General features: G+C 68.7%; 14 protein-coding genes. 7 read left to right on the forward strand and 7 right to left on the reverse strand.

What is annotated here, in order from left to right:
- Positions 1-26 precede the first annotated feature (26 nt).
- Both ACSFBE_RS04515 and ACSFBE_RS04520 read right to left on the reverse strand, forming a co-directional pair.
- A complete protein-coding gene (locus ACSFBE_RS04515) occupies positions 27-1,181 on the reverse strand; it encodes an acyl-CoA dehydrogenase family protein (protein ID WP_435489181.1) in 1,155 nt (384 codons plus the stop codon).
- Positions 1,182-1,191: 10 nt separating this feature from the next.
- Entirely contained in the window at positions 1,192-2,715 is a 1,524-nt protein-coding gene (locus ACSFBE_RS04520; protein ID WP_435489182.1) for a CoA-acylating methylmalonate-semialdehyde dehydrogenase, read from the reverse strand.
- A gap of 115 nt (positions 2,716-2,830) precedes the next feature.
- On the opposite strand from ACSFBE_RS04520, the gene ACSFBE_RS04525 reads away from it, so the two are divergent.
- Positions 2,831-3,724 carry a LysR family transcriptional regulator gene (locus ACSFBE_RS04525; RefSeq protein ID WP_435489183.1) on the forward strand — a complete coding sequence of 298 codons (894 nt, stop codon included), beginning with the start codon at positions 2,831-2,833 and terminating at the stop codon, positions 3,722-3,724.
- Between the two features lie 12 nt (positions 3,725-3,736).
- Here ACSFBE_RS04525 and ACSFBE_RS04530 read toward each other — a convergent pair whose 3' ends face one another.
- Both ACSFBE_RS04530 and ACSFBE_RS04535 read right to left on the reverse strand, forming a co-directional pair.
- A complete protein-coding gene (locus ACSFBE_RS04530; RefSeq protein WP_435489184.1) occupies positions 3,737-5,083 on the reverse strand; it encodes a sigma-54 dependent transcriptional regulator in 1,347 nt (448 codons plus the stop codon).
- Positions 5,084-5,091: 8 nt separating this feature from the next.
- On the reverse strand, positions 5,092-6,399 hold the full coding sequence (locus tag ACSFBE_RS04535) for an acetate kinase (protein WP_435489185.1): 1,308 nt from the start codon (positions 6,397-6,399) through the stop codon (positions 5,092-5,094).
- Positions 6,400-6,859: 460 nt separating this feature from the next.
- Here ACSFBE_RS04535 and ACSFBE_RS04540 point away from each other — a divergent pair, with 460 nt between their 5' ends.
- The 4 genes from ACSFBE_RS04540 to ACSFBE_RS04555 all read left to right on the forward strand — a co-directional run bounded on the left by ACSFBE_RS04540 (position 6,860) and on the right by ACSFBE_RS04555 (position 9,796).
- A complete protein-coding gene (locus tag ACSFBE_RS04540; protein ID WP_435489186.1) occupies positions 6,860-8,122 on the forward strand; it encodes a hypothetical protein in 1,263 nt (420 codons plus the stop codon).
- Positions 8,123-8,210: 88 nt separating this feature from the next.
- Complete coding sequence (locus ACSFBE_RS04545) at positions 8,211-8,576, forward strand: hypothetical protein (protein WP_435489187.1); 366 nt, start codon at positions 8,211-8,213, stop codon at positions 8,574-8,576.
- Positions 8,577-8,594: 18 nt separating this feature from the next.
- Positions 8,595-9,290: a C39 family peptidase gene (locus tag ACSFBE_RS04550; RefSeq protein WP_435489459.1), complete on the forward strand. Its 696-nt coding sequence runs from the start codon at positions 8,595-8,597 to the stop codon at positions 9,288-9,290.
- Positions 9,290-9,796 carry a hypothetical protein gene (locus ACSFBE_RS04555; RefSeq protein WP_435489188.1) on the forward strand — a complete coding sequence of 169 codons (507 nt, stop codon included), beginning with the start codon at positions 9,290-9,292 and terminating at the stop codon, positions 9,794-9,796. Before ACSFBE_RS04550 ends, ACSFBE_RS04555 begins: the two co-directional genes overlap by 1 nt.
- A gap of 7 nt (positions 9,797-9,803) precedes the next feature.
- On the opposite strand, the gene ACSFBE_RS04560 is transcribed toward ACSFBE_RS04555, so the two are convergent.
- The 3 genes from ACSFBE_RS04560 to bglX all read right to left on the reverse strand — a co-directional run bounded on the left by ACSFBE_RS04560 (position 9,804) and on the right by bglX (position 14,004).
- Entirely contained in the window at positions 9,804-10,205 is a 402-nt protein-coding gene (locus ACSFBE_RS04560; protein WP_435489189.1) for a surface-adhesin E family protein, read from the reverse strand.
- A gap of 70 nt (positions 10,206-10,275) precedes the next feature.
- Positions 10,276-11,673, reverse strand: coding sequence for a CoA transferase (locus ACSFBE_RS04565; RefSeq protein ID WP_435489190.1), 1,398 nt, complete (start codon positions 11,671-11,673; stop codon positions 10,276-10,278).
- A 45-nt stretch (positions 11,674-11,718) separates the two neighbouring features.
- Positions 11,719-14,004: a beta-glucosidase BglX gene (gene bglX / locus ACSFBE_RS04570; RefSeq protein WP_435489460.1), complete on the reverse strand. Its 2,286-nt coding sequence runs from the start codon at positions 14,002-14,004 to the stop codon at positions 11,719-11,721.
- Positions 14,005-14,316: 312 nt separating this feature from the next.
- On the opposite strand from bglX, the gene ACSFBE_RS04575 reads away from it, so the two are divergent.
- Complete coding sequence (locus ACSFBE_RS04575) at positions 14,317-15,945, forward strand: glucan biosynthesis protein G (RefSeq protein WP_435489191.1); 1,629 nt, start codon at positions 14,317-14,319, stop codon at positions 15,943-15,945.
- Between the two features lie 58 nt (positions 15,946-16,003).
- Positions 16,004-17,620, forward strand: coding sequence for a sensor domain-containing diguanylate cyclase (locus tag ACSFBE_RS04580; RefSeq protein ID WP_435489192.1), 1,617 nt, complete (start codon positions 16,004-16,006; stop codon positions 17,618-17,620).
- Positions 17,621-17,747 lie beyond the last annotated feature (127 nt).

A 17,747-nucleotide genomic window follows, 5' to 3' on the forward strand; every position in this document is an offset into this window, starting at 1 on the left:
GCAACGGGGGATGGGAATGGTTGAGGTCAGCGGATGTCGCTGTCGCCTTCGAGCAATTTTCGCGCGACGATGACCCGCATGATTTCGTTGGTGCCTTCGAGGATCTGGTGCACCCGCGTGTCGCGCACCAGCCGCTCCAGCGGGAACTCGGCCAGGTAGCCGTAGCCGCCGTGCAGCTGCAGCGCGTCGTTGCAGATGGTGAAGCCGGCATCGGTCGCGAAGCGCTTGGCCATCGCGCAATACGTCGAAGCATCGGGGTGCGCCGCGTCGAGCTTGCTCGCGGCCATGCGCACCATCTGGCGCGCCGCGACCAGTTCGGTCGCCATGTCGGCCAGCTTGAACTGCAGCGCCTGGAAGCTGGCGAGCGGCTTGCCGAACTGGTGGCGGTCGTGCAGGTAGCTGCGCGCCGCGTTCAGCGCACCCTGCGCCGCACCGACCGAGCAGGTCGCGATGTTGATGCGCCCGCCGTCGAGCCCCTTCATCGCGATGCGGAAACCCTCGCCTTCGCTACCGAGCAGGTGGTCGGCCGGAACACGCACGTTGTCGAAGGCGATGGTGCGCGTGGGCTGGCTGTTCCAGCCCATCTTGTGCTCCTTCTTGCCGTAGCTGATGCCGGGCGCATCAGAGGGCAGCGCGAAGGCCGAGATGCCGCCCGCGCCGCCACCACCGGTGCGGGCCATCAGCACCAGTACATCCGTAGCGCCGGCGCCTGAGATGAAGGCCTTGCCACCGTTGATGACGTATTCGCCGCCTTGCAGCTCCGCCCGCGTCTTGAGCGAGCCGGCATCGGAGCCGGCGCCGGGTTCGGTCAGGCAGTACGACGCCAGCTTGCGACCGCTCGTCAGGTCCTCGCCCCAGGTCTTGCACACCGCCTCGGTGCCCCAGGTGCCGAGCATCCAGGTCGCCATGTTGTGGATGGTGATGAAGGCCGTGGTCGACGGGTCGACCGCGGCCATCTCCTCGAACACCAACGTGGCGTCGAGCCGCGGCAGCGCGAGGCCGCCGATGCGCTCGGGCGCATAGAGGCCGCAGAAGCCGAGCTCGCCGGCCTTGGCGATGGCGTCCTTGGGGAAGAACGCCTCGGCGTCCCAGCGCGCGGCGTGCGGCGCGAATTCGCTGGCGGCGAATTCGCGGGCGGTCTCGGCGAAGGCGCGTTGCTCTTCAGTGAGTTCGAAGTCCATTCGAACGAGGTTACTTCAGGCTGATGGTGGTGTTGACGCCCTGGCTCACCGTGCTGTCGTCGAACCAGCGCGACGTCACCGTCTTGGTCTGCGTGTAGAACATGATGACCTGCTTGCCGTAGGGCCCGAGGTCGCCGAGCTTCGACGCGCGCGAGCCGGTGAAGGAGAACATCGGCACCGGCACCGGGATCGGCACGTTGATGCCAACCTGGCCCACGTCGATCTCTTCCTGGAACTTGCGCGCCGCCGCCCCCGACTGCGTGAAGATGGCGGTGCCGTTGCCGTTCGGGTTGGCGTTGATCAGCTCGATGGCTTCGTCGATGGTGGCGGCATTGGCCAGGCACAGCACCGGGCCGAAGATTTCCTGCTCGTAGATCACCATGCCGGGCTTCACATCGGCGAAGACCGTCGGTCCGACGAAGTTGCCCTTCTCGTAGCCTGGCACGGTCGGCTTCCGGCCATCGAGCGCCAGCGTCGCGCCATCGGCGACGCCGCGTTCGATCAGCCCGTTGACCCGCTCGTAAGCGGCGCACGACACCAGCGGCCCCACGTCGACGCCCTTCTCCGTGCCCGCGCCGATCTTCAGCGTCTGCGCCTTGGCGACCAGGTCGGGCACCCACTTCTGCGCATCGCCCACCAGCACTGCGACCGACACCGCCATGCAGCGCTGGCCCGCCGCGCCGAAGCCCGCGCCGGCCAGCGCGTTGAGCGTCTGTTCCTTGTTCGCGTCGGGCATGACGATGGCATGGTTCTTCGCGCCCATCATGCATTGCACCCGCTTGCCGGTCGGGATCGCGCGGTTGTAGACGTGCGTGCCGACCTTGGTCGAACCGACGAAGGAAATCGCCTTGATGTCCTGGTGGTCGCAGATGGCGTTGACCACCGATTCCCCACCATGGATGACGTTCAACACGCCGGCCGGAATGCCCGCTTCCAATGCCAGTTCGCACAGCCGCATCGTGACCATCGGGTCCTGCTCCGACGGCTTCAGCACGAAGGTGTTGCCGGTGACGATCGCCATCGGGAACATCCACAGCGGGATCATCGCGGGGAAGTTGAAGGGCGTGATGCCGGCGCACACGCCCAGCGGCTGCAGCAGCGTGTACGTGTCGACGCCGTTGGCCACGTTGTTGGCCATCTCGCCCAGTTGCAGGTTGCCGATGGCCGACGCGTGCTCGACCACTTCGAGGCCGCGGAACACGTCCCCCTCGGCATCGGGCAGCGTCTTGCCCTGCTCGGCCGTGAGGATGGCCGCGAGCTCGCCCATGTTCTCGCGGATGAGCTGCTGGTACTTCAGGAAGATGCGGGCGCGCGCGCCGATGGGCGTCTTCTTCCAGGTCTTGAAGGCGTTCTTGGCCGACGCGACTGCGGCATCGACCTCGGCCGGCGTCGCGAACGGCACGCGGGCCAGCACCTCCTGCGTGGCCGGGTTGACGACATCGCGCCAGTCGGTGGTCTTCGACTCGACGAATTGGCCGCCGATGAGCAGCTTGACGGTGGCGACCTGGGTGGTCGGCTTGACTTTGGCATCCATGGATTTGTCTCCTTGTAGATCTCTGGCCGGATGGCGGCGAACGGACGATGCTAGCTTTGCAGTTTTGCCATAGCAATAGACAAATACGCACCCACGATCTGCATAATCGCAACGCATGGACTGGGACAACCTGCGCTTCTTCCTCGAGCTCGCACGCGCCGGCACGCTGCAGAGTGCGGCCCGCCGACTGGCGGTCGACCACACCACGGTGGCGCGGCGCATCCAGGCACTCGAGAAGCAGGTCGGCGCGCCCCTGTTCTCGCGCGAGGCCGGCGGCCACCGGCTCACCGAGGCCGGCCGGCGCCTGCAGCCGCAGGTCGAGGCGATGGAGAACGCCTTTCGCAGCGTCGAGAGCGCGGCACCCGCCTCGCACGAAGGCTTGTCGGGCGTGGTGCGCATCGGCGCGACCGAGGGCTTCGGCACCGTGGTGCTGGCGCCGCAGCTCGCGCTGTTCGCCGGCCGGCACCCGAGGCTGGTGATCGACCTGCTCGCCATGCCGCGGCTGGTGCACCTGTCGCGCCGCGAGGCCGACATCGTGATCTCGCTGGAGCGGCCCGCGCGCGGCCCGGTGGTGGTGACCAAGCTCACCGACTACACGCTGCGGCTGTACGCTTCGACGGCCTACCTCGCGAAGCACGGCGCCATCCAGACGCGCGACGACCTGCGCGGCCACACCTTCATCAGCTATGTCGACGACCTGCTCTTCAGCAAGGAGCTGCAGTACCTGGACGAGCTGCACAAGCCCGACACCTTCGCGCTGCGCAGCACCAGCATCCTGGCCCAGCACGCCGCGGTGGCAGCCGGTGCCGGCATCGCGGTGCTGCCGGCCTTCATCGCCGAGCGCGACGCGTCGCTCACCGCAGTGCTGCCGGCCCAGGCCCGCTTCACCCGCACCTTCTGGATGTCGATGCCGGCCGAAACCAAGCACCTGGGCCGCATGCAGGCGGTGTGGAGCTTCGTGCGCGAGACGGTCGAGACACAGCGCGAGCGCTTGCTGATCGCCGGCTGAACGGCCGGGCCGTCAACCCGGCGACGGGATGCGGTGCTTCTCCATCAGCCGGTACAGCGTCATGCGTGAGACACCGAGCTCGCGTGCCGCATGCGTGACGTTGCGGCCGACCCGGTCGAGCGTGAAGCGGATGGCATCCCGTTCGGCCAGGGTGCGCGCCGCATTGAGGCAGATGCCGGCGTCGGGCGCGTCGCCCGCCAGGTCGAGGTCGCTGGGCTGAATGAAGCGGCTGTCGGTCATGACGACCGCGCGCTGCACCCGGTTGAACAGCTCGCGCACGTTGCCGGGCCAGCCATGCGCCACCATCGCCGCGAGAGCCTGCCGGCTGAAGCCCGCGGCCCGCGTTCTCTTGAGCTCCTGCGCGCAGCGCTGGTAGAAGTGCTGCGCGAGCATCGGCACGTCTTCCTTGCGCTCGCGCAGCGGCGGCACGGTGATCGACAGCACATGCAGCCGGTAGTAGAGGTCTTCGCGGAACTTGCCGCAGGCCACCGCTTCCGCCAGGTCGATGTGCGAGGCCGCCACGACGCGCACGTCCACCGGCAGGCTGCGCGCACCGCCCACGCGCTGGATCGTCTTCTCCTGCAGGAAGCGCAGCAGGTTGGTCTGCAAGTCGAGCGGCAGGTCACCGATCTCATCCAGGAACAGCGTGCCGCCCTGGGCCGAGGCGATCAAGCCGCGGCGCTCGCTCAGCGCGCCGGTGAAGGAGCCGCGCTCGTGGCCGAAGAGTTCCGACTGCGCCAGGGCCGGCACGATGGCGCCGCAGTTCACCGCCACGAAGGGGCCGTCGGCCCGCGCCGAGCCGCGGTGGATCGCCTGCGCCGCGAGCTCCTTGCCGCTGCCGCTTTCGCCGCCGATGAGCACCGGCGCCTCGGTGACGGCCACTTTGCGGATCTGACGGCGCAGCTGTGCCATCGCCGGGCTCTGGCCGACCATGCCCAGGCTGTCCGGCCCGCCGGCGGGCGCCGGCTCGTGGCAGGTGGCCCGCAGGCTGGCGCGGCGATGGGCATGCGCCAGGATCTGCAACAGGCAGCTCGGGTCGACCGGCTCGGTGTGGTAGTCGAAGAAGGCGTCGGCCACCAGCTCGCGAAAGGCCGGCGCCTCCAGCGCGCGTGCCGGGCAGACCACCACCCAGTCGCCGCCGTCGGCCGGCTGCACGGCGGTCTCGAGCGCAGCGGTCAACACCGCATCGACCCGGTCGAGCAGCATCAGGCCGAAGCCGATGTCCAGCCGCTGCCGCAGCCGGCGCACCGCCGACAGTTCCGTCGCCCAGACGATGTCCCAGCCTTCGGCGCGCAGGTGGTGCTCGAGCCCGGCGGGCCGGGCGCCCGGCGCCACGCAGAGGATTCGTCGCGCCAGCATGCTCGCGGTCAAAAGGTGAAGGGAATGCGCGCCGTCAGCGTCAGGTCGGGCGTGTCGCGCGTCAGGCCCGCGCCGACCGAGATGTTCACGCTCTTCTTCGGGTCGTAGCGGTACGAGTAGCCGAGCATGAGCGTGGCGAGCTGGGTGCGCACCGAGCCGGGCACGGTGACGCCGTTCTGCTTGACCCGGCCGACCGAGTTCAGGTCGACCCCGATGCTGAAGGCCGACTTGTCGTTGAGCGCCAGGCCCATGCCGAAGTTCATGCCGATCACGTCGCCGGCACGGAAGTCCCCGAGGAACTCGGTGCCCCCGTTGCGCACCGTGCGGCTCACGTCGGTGCGCTTGAAGTTGTAGGCATAGCTGAAGCTGCCGAAGAAGACCACCGGGTCGGACGGGAACAGCCAGGTCAGCCCCGGTTGGAGCGTGTAGAAGCCCGAGCCGGTGGGCAGGTCCAGCGGCAGGCCGGTGCCGGTGGTGTTGCCGATGCAGCGCGTCACGCAGTCGGTCACCACCTCGAACGGGTCCTTGCCGGTGCGCGACTTGAAGCGCAGCGTGCCGATCATGTAGGGCGTGGTGGCGCTGCCCTCGTTGAACTGGTAGCGAGCGGTGACCTCGGCGTCGCCGATGTGCCGGCCGCTGGTCTCGAACACGTTGTCGCTCGCCGAGCCGGTGAAGATCTCGCGGCTGACGGTCGAGTTCGAGCGGTAGACATAAGGCAGCTTGGCTTCGATCTCGAACCGATTCGTGATGCCGAATCGGCCGGTCAGGGCCGAGGTGAAGGTGTGCTGCTTGACCTGCCGCACGTCGACCAGTCCGATGAGCAGCGAGGGAATGATGGTGTAGCCGACCAGCGCGACCTGGTTGCTCGACGAGTACGCGTACTGGAGCGATGGCTCCAGCACCACCGTGCCCTTGGGCGTGAGGATGCCCGGCTGCTCGAAGAGCGGCGCCACGTTGAAGGTGCGGGTGTCCTGGCTGGGCGGCTGGCCGACCTGCACTTCACGCGGCGCGGCCGCGACCACGGCGCGCGCCTCGGGCGGCCGGGCCGCGGGCGCGGCCTGCTCGGCCGCCACGCGGCTTTCGGTCAGCGACCGCTGCAGTTCGTCCTGACGCGCCGCCTGCTCCGCCAGGGAGCGACGCAGCACCTCGATCTCCCGCCCCTGCTCCGCCACCTGGCGCTGCAGCTCGGTCACCGGTGAGGGGGCACGTCGCACTGGCTTGCGCGGGGTCTCTGCCGTCTGCGCGTCGGCCCCGGCGCCGCCGGCGGCCGCACTGACACACAACGCAACCTTGAATAGAGCCTTCGAATGGGTCATGTCCGGGCCTTCTTCTTCGTGACTTCTGTCTCCGGCCGGGATCGTAGCTTTTCAAAATTGCCATATTCGTTTGCAACTGGAAATATTCGTAAACAGTTGTACTTTCTATTTCCTGAGAAGCTCGAATTCGTCGATTGCCAAAGCCGCTCTTTTCCTTACCCATGCAGTCTATTTCCAATGGCCGTATCGCGGCCGAGACACATCCATTCGGGAAATGACATTTTTCAAACCGTTGATTCGGAAGATGTTTTTTATCGAATGAGCACTTGTGATGTCACAACCCTGTGACGTTTTCGACGCTGCGGCCAGCGTTCGGAGCGCTGCAAAAAATGCGCTTGACTGCGTCTACCCTGAGAAAAACATCCGAATTGCGAGCTGGCATTGAATTTGCGGTTCGCCGCTCGTTGCGCGTTCTGCACAACCTTCGACAGCGAAATTCGATTCAACCATTGGAGACCTTATGAACAAGACACTTCTCGCCTCTTCGATCACGCTTGCGTTGGGCCTGGCAGCCGGTTCGGCCGCCGCGCAGACCGCCACCCAGTCGGGCGGCGGAGCCAATGCCGCCGACGACGCGCTCGCCGTCCAGTTGAACTACAGCGACAGCAGCAGCCGAACCCGGACGACAACGACGACCAACACCGACTCGAGCACGACCACCAGCGACAGCCGCGACCAGAGCATGTACCGCAACTCGGGTGCGGCCCGCGCCGACGCCGCCCGTTCGGTGGCGCTCAACAACGGCTCGACCGGCACCTTCTCCAACGCCTTCAATCAAACCACGGCCACGGCCAGCAGCCACCTGAGCGGCGTGGTCACCGGCAACAACGTGAGCGGCATCGGCAACTACGCCTACAACACCGGCTCCTCGGCCGGCGGCACGGGCAACGGTGGCACGGGTGGCCGCGGCGCGGGCGGCTCTTCGTCCGGCAGTGGTCAAGGCGGCAACGGCGCGGTGGGCACGGGGGCCGTGGGCGCCACCGGCGGCAGCGCATCGAACGGTGCGATCAGCCATGGCAGCGCCACCAACGGCAGCGCCACTGCAGGCAACGGCGCCTATGGCTCCGGCGGCTCGGCCTCTGGCGCCAACTCCAGCGGACAGGCCCGTGCCAACGGCGACAACGGTGGTGCTGGCGGCTACGGCAGCGGCAGCGGTAGCGGCGGCAACGGCGGCGTGAGCGGCGGCAGCGGCAGCGCCAATGGCGGCGGCGGCCTGGGCGCATCCGACGGCGGCACCAGCGGCAGCACCGGCACGGCGGGCGCCGGCGGCGCGGCCACCGGCACCGGCAGCGGTGCCGCAGGCGGCGCGGGCGGTGCCGGCGGGACGGCGACCAGCTCCAACACCGGCGCACGCACGGCCGGCAGCGGAGACGGTGGCGCCGGCGCCCCGGCCACCAACGGCAGTGCGACCAACGGCAGCGCCAGCAACGGCAACAACGCGGCCGGCACCGGCGGCGCGGGCGGCAGCGGCACCGGCGGTGCCGGGGGTGCGGGCAGCGGTGGCACCAACACCGCGGCCGGTGGCACCGGCGGCGTGGGTGAAGGCGGCAGCGGCGGCGCGGGCGGAACCAACACCGTGAGCGCCGGCACCTTCAACATGTCGAACGCGATGACCTCGGTCGGCCAGTCGGCCGCCGGCATCATGCTGGCCAACCAGCAGAGCGGCATCAGCAGCCTGGTGCAGCAGAGCGTGAACGTGCAGGCCAACCTCAGCGTCCGCTGAGGCGCTGACTGTCCTGCCGCCTGCGGCGTGGTCTCGCACGAGACTGCGCCGCGGTGTGGCAGCGTCTTTCCCTTTCGAGGAGCCTCTCATGCGAAACCTGCCTCTGCGACGCCGACTGGCGCTGACGGCGCTGGTGCTGCTGCCTCTGCCCTGGCACCTGTGGGCCCAGGACCTGCCGCCGCTGACTGCGCGGCCGGCAGCCCCGGCGTTCGCCGCGGCGCCGGTGGACGCGGACACGCTCTCGGCCCTGCGCGGCGGTACCGACATCACGCACAACGACATGCGGCTGGACGGCATCACCGCCGGCAACGTGGCGAACCATGTCGCCACCGGCAACAACACGATCACCGGCGGCGCGTTCTCCGGCATGAGCGGCCTGCCGCTGGTGGTGCAGAACTCCGGTGCGAACGTGCTGATCCAGAACGCCGTCATCGTGAACGTGAAGATGCAATAGCCGGAGCGCGCCATGCACATGCTTTCCTGTTGGCCCGCCGCCCTGCTCTGCGTGGGCGTGGGCCTGGGCCAGATGCAGGCGCAAGCGCAGGCGCGTGCGCCGCAGCTGACGGAGATCGGCGGCGGCAGCTACACGGTGCCGATCCGCAGCCTGCAGCAGATCAAGCAGGCCGGCACGTTGATTCAGCAGTACGACTTCAGCTGCGGCTCGGCCGCGGTGGCCACGCTGCTGACCCATCACTATGGCCTGCCGACCACCGAGCGGGAGGTCTTCGAGCAGATGTACGCCGAGGGCGATCAGGCCAAGATCCGGCGCGAGGGCTTCTCGCTGCTGGACATGAAGCGCTACCTGCAGTCGCGCGGCCTGGAGGCCGACGGCTTCCGCCAGCCGCTCGACACGCTGCGCCAGGAAGGCCTGCCGGCCATCGCCCTCATCACCGAAAACGGCTACCACCACTTTGTCGTAGTGAAGGGGCTGGACCGCGACCGGGTGCTGATCGGCGACCCGGCCAACGGCACCCGCGCCCTGCCGCGCGAAGCCTTCGAGGCGCAATGGAAGCAGAAGCTGCTGTTCGTCGTTCACAACCGGATCGACCTGGCCCGCTTCAACCTGGCGTCCGACTGGCGCGCAGCACCGGCAGCACCGCTGGCTACCGGCATCCTGCGCCACACGCTCTCCCACACCTTGCCGCGCAACGGCCCGGGGCAGTTCTGATGGTCCGCCACCTCGTCACCGCGCTCGGTCTGTCGCTCGGGCTCGCTGCGGCCGCGGCGGCCGACAGCGTCGACCGGCAGCCGGGCGAGTCGAAGGTCTGGACCACCGTCGGCGACGCCACGCTGGACCTCATGCGCGGCGGCTTCGATCTGGGCGGCGGGCTGATGGTGTCCTTCGGCATCAGCCGCGTGATCGCGGTCAACGGCGTGCTGATGGCCAGCACCGCCTTCCAGGTGCCGGACCTGGGCCGCATCACACCGGCGCAGGCGGCCGCGTTCGAGCGGCATCTCGGCGAAGCCAGCCTGGTGCAGGTCGGCGCCGGCAACAGCGCACCGGCCAGCGGCAGCCTGCCGGCCGCGGCCATCGTGCAGAACACCTTGAACAACCAGTCGATCCAGACCCGGACCGTGATCGACACCACCACCAACGGCATGAGCATGGCCAAGGGCATGAACGCCGGCGCGGCCCTGCAGGACGCGCTGATGCGGGCCGCGCCCGGTCGCTAGCGGCGGCTCAGGCGCGGCAGGCGGCGCGCACGATGCGCTGGGTCGGGTTGGGCGCCATGTCCTTGAACAGCATCGGCTTCGGGTCGCGCGTGTAGTCGGTCCGGGTGTGCACCGTGCCCTGCCACAGCGGCGCGGCATAGAAGCTGGCCTGGCGGTAGTGCGCCTGCCGGGCGCGGCAGTCGAACATCACCTCCGACTCGTAGGAGCGGTAGGCGACGCCTTCCCAGTTGCGGCGATCGACGGCGCGGCTCACGCGCACGTTCATGGTCGGGTGCTCGCGGCCGCCGCGGACCGACACCGGGTCGACCTGCACCGTGTCGACCGTCGGATCGCTCGGGTTGCCGGCCACCGTGAACCAGTTGCTCTGCGCCTGGGCCCAGGTCACGCCGACCAGGGCCGCGACTCCCATCCACCTTTTCACGCCTGTTCCTTTGCTTGCGAAATGCGCGCGCATTCTAGTGAGCGAACCACGACCCGGCTCAGGGCCACTGCGCCGGATGGCTGCCGGGCGGCATCGACGGACGGTGCCAGCCTGCCGGCGTGCGAGACAGGCGTGCGCTGTGGCGCAGCGCCTGCAGTTCGCCGAAGCCCGAGGGCGAACTCTCGATGTATGGCGCCAACTCGGGAATGCCGGGCTTCGGAACGTCGAGCCCGCCGGCCACACGGCCCAGGCCACGCAGCCAGTGGCCGGTCTGCGCCAGCGACAGCTGCACATGCCAGCTGCCGCCTTCGCGCTGCTGGCGCCGCAGCGCGGCGGCGGCGCCGAAGGCGATCAGGTAGCCGGTGGCTTCGTCGAGGATCTGCATCGGCAGCGGGCGCGGCCGACCGTCGCCGGCGGCTTCGCCCTCGGCATGGTTGAAGCCCATGGCCGTCTGCACCAGCGAATCGAAACCGCGCCGCGACGACCACGGGCCCTGGGTGCCGTAGGCACTCAGCGACACGCAGACGATGCCGGGGCACAGGCGCGCCAGTGCCTCGGGCCCGAAGCCCAGATCCGCGAGCCCGCCGGGTCGGTAGCCCTGCACGAACACATGGGCATCGGCCACGAGCTGCCGCAGCGTCTGCTGCCCCTCGTCGCTGCGCAGATCGACATGGGCCGACAGCTTGCCGCGACTGGTGACGGCGATCGCCTCGATGTTGGGCAGCACCGGCGAGTTGATCAGCAGCACGTCGGCCCCGTAGGCTGCCAGTGCGCCACCGCCCACCGGCCCGGCCAGGATGCGCGTGAGGTCGAGCACCCGAATGCCTGCGAGGGGGCGCTGGTCGTCGGCCAGCGGGGCCAGCGCGCGCGGTGCGGCATCACCGATGCGCTCGATGGTGAAGAGCGGCTGCGCCGCCAGGGCACGGCCCTGCGGCGTCGCGTCCCATTCGTCGAAGCGGCGCAGTGCGGTCACCACCAGGCCCTGCGCCGCCGCCGCATCTTCGAAGTCCAGCGCACGCCAGCCCAGCAACGCCTGCTCGGCATCGCTGCGCTGGGCGAGTTCCGGGTCCAGCCCCAGCAGCCGGACCGCGCCATCGCGGTGGTGGCGAAAGTTGGCATGGATGCGCACATGGCCGTCGGCGCACCGGTAGAGGCCGGAGAACGCATCCCACAGCTCGGGCACGCGGCCGTCGATGCTGAACCAGCCGGTGCATTCGAAGGCCGCGTGGCGCATGTCGACCGCGACCACCTGCCGCGGCACGCCGCGCACATGGCCCAGTTCGCAGGCGGCCAGCGCGGCGGCGGCGATGCTCACCTGCGCGGCCGTGCCGACGGCGAACGACGAGGGCATCACCGGGTCGGCACCGGAGAGGTGGACGAAGCCCAGTGCCTCCTCGGGCAGGCCGGCCTGCTGCCACAGCGGCCCGAGAACGGACAGTGCGTCGGTTTCCTGCATGGCGCGAACTCCTGGCCGATGGCTGTGAAACGTGGCGTGCGCTGGCTATTGCAGGTCGAAGCGCTTCTGCGTCACCGCCTGCGAGTCGAGCCCGACCTGCACGTTGAAGCTGCCCGGTTCGGCGACGTTCTGCAACTGCGCATTGAAGAAGCGCAACTTCGATTCGTCGATGGTGAAGCGCACCACCTTCTCTTCGCCCGGCTGGAGCTCGACCCGTCGGAAATCCTTGAGTTCCTTCACCGGCCGCACCACCGACGCAGCGACATCCTGGATGTAGAGCTGCACCACGGTCGCGCCAGCGCGCTGGCCCATATTCTTGACCGTGACCGCGGCTTCGATCTTGCCATTGCGTGCCATCGTGGTGCCCGAGAGCACGACGTCGGACAGCGCGAAGTCGGTATAGCTCAGGCCGTAGCCGAAGGGGTACAGCGGGCCGGTCACCTCTTCGAAGTACTGCGAGGTGTAGTTGCCCGGCTTGCCTTCGGTGAAGGGCCGGCCCAGGCGCGCATGGTTGTAGTAGGTCGGAATCTGGCCGACCGAACGCGGGAACGAGATCGGCAGCTTGCCCGAGGGGTTGGCGTCGCCGAACAGCAGCTCGGCGATGGCGTGGCCGCCTTCCATGCCGGTGTACCAGGTCTCGAGGATGGCGTCGGCCTCCTGCTGTTCACGCTGCAGCGCCAGCGGCCGGCCGTTCATCAGCACCAGCACCAGCGGCTTGCCGGTCGCCTTGAGCGCGGTGATCAGGTCGCGCTGGCTCTGCGGCAGCTCCAGGCTGGTGCGGCTGGACGACTCGTGCGACATGCCGCGCGCCTCGCCGACCGCCGCGACGATCACGTCCGACTGCCGCGCCGCGGCCACCGCTTCGTCGATCATCGCGGCCGGCGTGCGCTTGTCCTGCGTCACCTCAGGCGTGTCCCAGTTCAGGAAGTTGAGGTATTTGACGATCGCCTCGTCGTTCGTGATGTTGGCCCCGCGCGCATACAGCACCTTGCCCTGCGTGCCGACGGCGGCATTCAGCCCGGCGCGCAGCGTGACCGCATTCTTCGAGTTGCCGGCCGCCGACCAGCTGCCCAGCATGTCGATCGGCGCGTCGGCCAAGGGGCCGACCAGCGCGATGGTCTTGGACTTCGCGAGCGGCAGCGTGCGGTTGCGGTTCTCCAGCAGCACCATCGACTTGCGCGCGACCTCGCGTGCAGCCGGGCGATGCAGCCGGCTCTCGGCATCGAGGTCGGTCGGGTCGTCCTTCGCCACGCCGATCCGCAGGTAGGGGTTGTGGAACAGGCCCATGTCGTACTTGGCGCCGAGCACTTCGCGCACCGCGCTGTCGATGGCCCGCATCTGCACCTCGCCCGACTTCACCAGTCCGGGCAGTTCCTGCAGGTAGACGGAGTCGGCCATGCTGAGGTCGATGCCGTTGTTGATCGCGAGCTTGGCGGCTTCGCGCTCGTCCTTGGCCACGCCGTGGCGCATCAGCTCGACGATGGCGCCATGGTCGCTCACGCTCACGCCCTTGAAACCCCAGTCCTTGCGCAGCAGGTCCTGCATGAGCCAGGTGTTCGACGTGGCCGGCACGCCGTTGATGGAGTTCAGCGCGACCATCACGCCGCCGGCACCGGCGTCGATGGCGGCACGGTACGGCGGCAGGTACTCGTTGTACATGCGCATCGGGCTCATGTCGACGGTGTTGTAGTCGCGCCCGCCTTCCACCGCACCGTACAGCGCGAAGTGCTTGACGCTGGCCATGATGCGGTCGGCCGGCACCGGCAGCGTGCCCTGAAAGCCCGTGACCGTGGCCTTGGCGATCTCGGACACCAGGTGCGGGTCTTCGCCGAAGCCTTCCGAGGTGCGGCCCCAGCGCGGGTCGCGCGCGATGTCGACCATCGGCGCGAAGGTCATGTCGACCGAGTCGCCCGCGGCCTCTTTCGCGACGGTGCTGGCCATCAGCTTGATCGCGTCCATGTCCCAGCTCGATGCCAGGCCGAGACCGATCGGAAAGGTGGTGCGGTGCCCGTGGATGACGTCGTAGGCGAAGAACATCGGGATCTTCAGCCGGCCCTTCATGGCCGCGTCCTGCAGCAGGCGGTTGTGCGGTCGGTTCACCGAATTGAAGGTACCGCCGACGCGGCCGGCGGTGATCTCGTCGGCCAGTTGCGCGATCGGCATTTCGGGGCCGATGCTGATCAGGCGGAGCTGGCCGATCTTCTCGTCGAGGGTCATCTTGCCCACGATGTCGGCGATGAAAGCCCCCTTGTTGGCCAGCGCTGCAGGATCGTGCTGGGCGAAGGCCAGCGGGCTGGCCAGGCCGGCCGCGAGGGCCAGCAGATACGACATCTTCATTCAGTCTCTTTCTCGGAGGATGGTGCGAAGCCGGTCTTGGCCGACAGGCCCCCACATTCGGCGATGCTAAGCTAAGACGATGTTGGCAAGCCGGCGTTCCATGCGCCCTGCCAGACAGAGCGCGGCAGGAATATTGCTTCTGACGTGCGCATGCGCTTGCTGCGAGTGTCGCGGCCCCGAGCGCCCGGCCCTGTCGGGATTCGTCGCATGGCCGCGCAGTCGTTCAGACATGCACGAGGCCACCGCGATCCAGCGCGTGATCCTTTCCCTTTCTCCCATGTGCCTTCTGCTTCTGGAATCCACCCCATGACCTTCACCGCACGCCACAAGAAGAAACCATCGATCGCCCTGCTGTGCACCGGCGCGCTCGCGTCGCTGCTGTGTGCCGCGCAGGCGCATGCCTTCTCGCTCGACGACGTGACGGCCCGGGCGCGGGCCCTGATGGAAAAGCCCTACGTCGCGCCGGTGAGCAACCTGCCGCCCGTCTTCAGCGGCATGCAGTTCGCCGACTACCAGAAGATGCAGCCGCGCACCGACCGCTTCGAGTGGCGCGACCAGCCCACGCCCTTCCGGCTGAACTTCTATCACCAGGGCATGCAGTTCAACGCCCCGGTGCGCATGAACGAGATCAATGGCGATTCGGTCCAGGAGATCAAGTACGACCCCGAGCGCTTCGACTTCGGCAACCTCAGCTTCGACAAGAGCGCGACGAGGACGCTCGGCTACGCCGGCTTTCGGGTGATGTACCCGATCAACCAGGCGGGCAAGGACGACGAGATCATGAGCTTCCTGGGCGCGAGCTATTTCCGCGTGATCGGCAAGGGCCAGGTGTACGGCCTGTCGAGCCGCGGGCTGGCGATCGACACCGCGCCGCCCGGTGGCGAGGAGTTCCCCAACTTCCGCGAGTTCTGGGTGCAACGCCCGGCCGCCGGCGAGAAGCAGTTGGTCATCTACGCCCTGCTCGATTCGCCGCGTGCCACCGGCGCCTACCAGTTCATCCTGACGCCCGGCGGCAAGGATGCGGTGGTCGATGTGCAGGCCAACGTGTTCGTGCGCGGCGACATCAAGACGCTCGGCGTCGCGCCCCTGACCAGCATGTTCCTCTACGGGCCGAACCAGCAGTCGGACCTCAAGCGCAGCTTCCGCCCCGCCATCCACGACTCGAACGGCCTGGCCATCCACACCGGCGCCAACGAATGGCTGTGGCGCCCGCTGAACAACCCCAAGAGCCTGGCGATCAGCAGCTTCAGCGTCGACAACCCGAAGGGCTTCGGCCTGCTGCAGCGCGGCCGCGAGTTCTCGCGCTTCGAAGACCTGCGCGACCGCTACGACCTGCGGCCGAGCGCCTGGATCGAGCCGCAGGGCAACTGGGGCAAGGGCAAGGTCACCCTGATGGAAATCCCGACGCCCGACGAGACCAACGACAACATCGTCGCCTACTGGACGCCCGATGCGCCGACGCAGCGCGGCCAGTTGCTGCAGTTCGCCTACCGCATGCACTGGACCACCGACGAACCGGCGCTGCACGGCCAGGACAACGCCTGGGTGCGCCAGACCTTCCACACCGACGGCGAGCAGCTGCAGGCCAACCTGATCCGCGCACTCGACGGCAGCAGCGCCTTCCTGATCGACTTCGAAGGCCCGGTGCTGGCCAAGCTGCCGCCCGGTGCACCGGTGAGCGCGCTGGTCAGCGTGGGCGACAACGCCGAGCTGCTGGAGAACTCGGCACAACGCAACCCCGCCATCAAGGGCGTGCGCGTGCAGTTGCGCGTGAAAGTCAAGAACCCTGCCCTGCCGGTGGAGATGCGCGCGACCCTCGTGCAGGGCGACAAGGCGCTCAGCGAGACCTGGAGCTACCAGTTGCCGCCGAACCCGCCGCCGGCACCGGCCGCCCCGCCGCCATCCGCTTCGACACCGGCCAAGCCCGCGCCCTGACCGGCGCCTCCCGGGCGAAAGACCCCGGCACCGCCGTGGCCGTCAGAATGGGCGCGCAATGAACGGCAACGCAGACACAGGGCACCCCGCGCCCCTCCCTGGCCCCTCGAGCGACCCTGCGTCGCTCGAGGCGCCCAGCGATCTCGCGCCCCTCGAGCAGCCCGACCCCTACCGGGGCAGCGGCAATCTGCTGCGATGGGCGTCGCTGCTGGTGGTCTTCGTCTGCCTGGCGCTGCTGGCCACCAACACCTGGATCATCCTGCGCGCCCGTGCGCAGGAGATCGCCCAGACCGAGCGGGCGAACACCAACCTGGCCCGCGCCGTGACGGACCAGGTCGAAGGCACGATCGCCGAGGTGGATCACATCCTCGAGGGCATCGTCTTCGAGCTCGAACGCCACGGCCTGGCGCAGGCAGCGCTGGAACAGCTCCAACCGGTGCTGGTCAACCAGGTGGCCGCAGTCGGCGCGCTGAAGGGGCTGTTCGTCTACGACGCCAGCGGTCGATGGATCGTCCATTCGGAGCCCACCGTGGACCCGACGCGCAACAACGCCGACCGCGACTACTTCCGCTTCCACAAGGACAACGCCAGCGCACGCACACGCGTCGGCGCGCCCATCGTGAGCCGTTCGTCGGGCGAATGGGTGCTGCCCGTGTCGCGCCGTCTCAACGATCCGGACGGCAAGTTCGACGGGGTGGCCCTCGCCACGGTGAGCGTGCGGCACCTGCGCAGCCTGCTGGACAAATACGACGTCGGCCGCCGCGGCGCCATTGCGGTCGCGCTGCCTGATCGGCTGGTGGTTCGCAAGCCCTTCAGCGAAGGGGACATCGGCCGCGCCACCCGGGCGTCGGCCCTGGTGACGGTTTTCGCGAGCCAGCGCTCGGGCACCGTGGTGGGCACCTCGAGCATCGACGGCGTCGAACGCATCATCAGCTTCGAGCACATGCAGAACTATCCGCTGCGCATCACGGTGGCCGTGTCCAAGGACGACGTGCTTCAGGACTGGCGCACCGCGTCGTACCTGCAGAGCGCCTGGGCCCTGCTGCTGTACGTCATCGTGGCCTGGAGCGGCTCTTCCGTGATTCTGGCCATGCGGCGGCGCATCGATGCGGAGACCGGTCTGCGCGACGCGCGCGACGCCCTCGCGCAGGCGAACGAGCGCCTGTCGCACCTGGCCCAGTACGACGGGCTGACCGGCCTGCCGAATCGCCGCTACTTCGATGCGCGCCTGCTGCGCTTGTTCGGACGGGCCCAGCGCGCGGCGCGCCCGCTCGCCGTCGTGCTGGTCGACGTCGACCAGTTCAAGAGCTACAACGACTGCTACGGGCATGTCGAAGGCGACGAGTGCCTGCGCCGTGTCGCCCAGGCGCTTCGCTCCGTCGCCCGGCGCCCGGGAGACTTCATCGCCCGATACGGCGGCGAGGAATTCGCCATGCTGCTGCCCGGCACCGATGCCGATGGCGCCGCGCAGCTGGCCGAGGCGGCCCGCGCCGCCGTGCTTGGGTTGCAGATTCCGCACGAAGGTACGGACCTCGGGCGGGTATCCATCAGCCTCGGGGTCGCCGCCGGTGTCCCGGGGGTCGACACCGAACCCTACGGGCTGGTGAGAGCCGCCGATGCCCTACTGTACCTGGCCAAGCGCGACGGGCGCAACCGCGTGCACACGCAACGCTGACGGGCCCGGACGCCCCTGTGCCCCTGACGGGCCACCGGGTCGGACGGGCCCACGCGGCTCGTTGCGCCGTGTCCCACACGCGGTTGAGGCGGCGACCTCGATGCAAGGGCCGATGCCAGCCGGATGG

It is taken from the genome of Variovorax sucrosi (genome assembly GCF_051216635.1).
In the GTDB taxonomy this organism is placed as follows: Bacteria; Pseudomonadota; Gammaproteobacteria; order Burkholderiales; family Burkholderiaceae_C; genus Variovorax.

Bases quoted from the DNA above. Each gene is read 5' to 3' on its own strand.
- ACSFBE_RS04515 (WP_435489181.1), bottom strand. From the start codon at position 1,181: ATGGACTTCGAACTCACTGAAGAGCAACGCGCCTTCGCCGAGACCGCC.
- ACSFBE_RS04520 (WP_435489182.1), bottom strand. From the start codon at position 2,715: ATGGATGCCAAAGTCAAGCCGACCACCCAGGTCGCCACCGTCAAGCTG.
- ACSFBE_RS04525 (WP_435489183.1), top strand. From the start codon at position 2,831: ATGGACTGGGACAACCTGCGCTTCTTCCTCGAGCTCGCACGCGCCGGC.
- ACSFBE_RS04530 (WP_435489184.1), bottom strand. From the start codon at position 5,083: ATGCTGGCGCGACGAATCCTCTGCGTGGCGCCGGGCGCCCGGCCCGCC.
- ACSFBE_RS04535 (WP_435489185.1), bottom strand. From the start codon at position 6,399: ATGACCCATTCGAAGGCTCTATTCAAGGTTGCGTTGTGTGTCAGTGCG.
- ACSFBE_RS04540 (WP_435489186.1), top strand. From the start codon at position 6,860: ATGAACAAGACACTTCTCGCCTCTTCGATCACGCTTGCGTTGGGCCTG.
- ACSFBE_RS04545 (WP_435489187.1), top strand. From the start codon at position 8,211: ATGCGAAACCTGCCTCTGCGACGCCGACTGGCGCTGACGGCGCTGGTG.
- ACSFBE_RS04550 (WP_435489459.1), top strand. From the start codon at position 8,595: ATGCTTTCCTGTTGGCCCGCCGCCCTGCTCTGCGTGGGCGTGGGCCTG.
- ACSFBE_RS04555 (WP_435489188.1), top strand. From the start codon at position 9,290: ATGGTCCGCCACCTCGTCACCGCGCTCGGTCTGTCGCTCGGGCTCGCT.
- ACSFBE_RS04560 (WP_435489189.1), bottom strand. From the start codon at position 10,205: ATGGGAGTCGCGGCCCTGGTCGGCGTGACCTGGGCCCAGGCGCAGAGC.
- ACSFBE_RS04565 (WP_435489190.1), bottom strand. From the start codon at position 11,673: ATGCAGGAAACCGACGCACTGTCCGTTCTCGGGCCGCTGTGGCAGCAG.
- bglX (WP_435489460.1), bottom strand. From the start codon at position 14,004: ATGTCGTATCTGCTGGCCCTCGCGGCCGGCCTGGCCAGCCCGCTGGCC.
- ACSFBE_RS04575 (WP_435489191.1), top strand. From the start codon at position 14,317: ATGACCTTCACCGCACGCCACAAGAAGAAACCATCGATCGCCCTGCTG.
- ACSFBE_RS04580 (WP_435489192.1), top strand. From the start codon at position 16,004: ATGAACGGCAACGCAGACACAGGGCACCCCGCGCCCCTCCCTGGCCCC.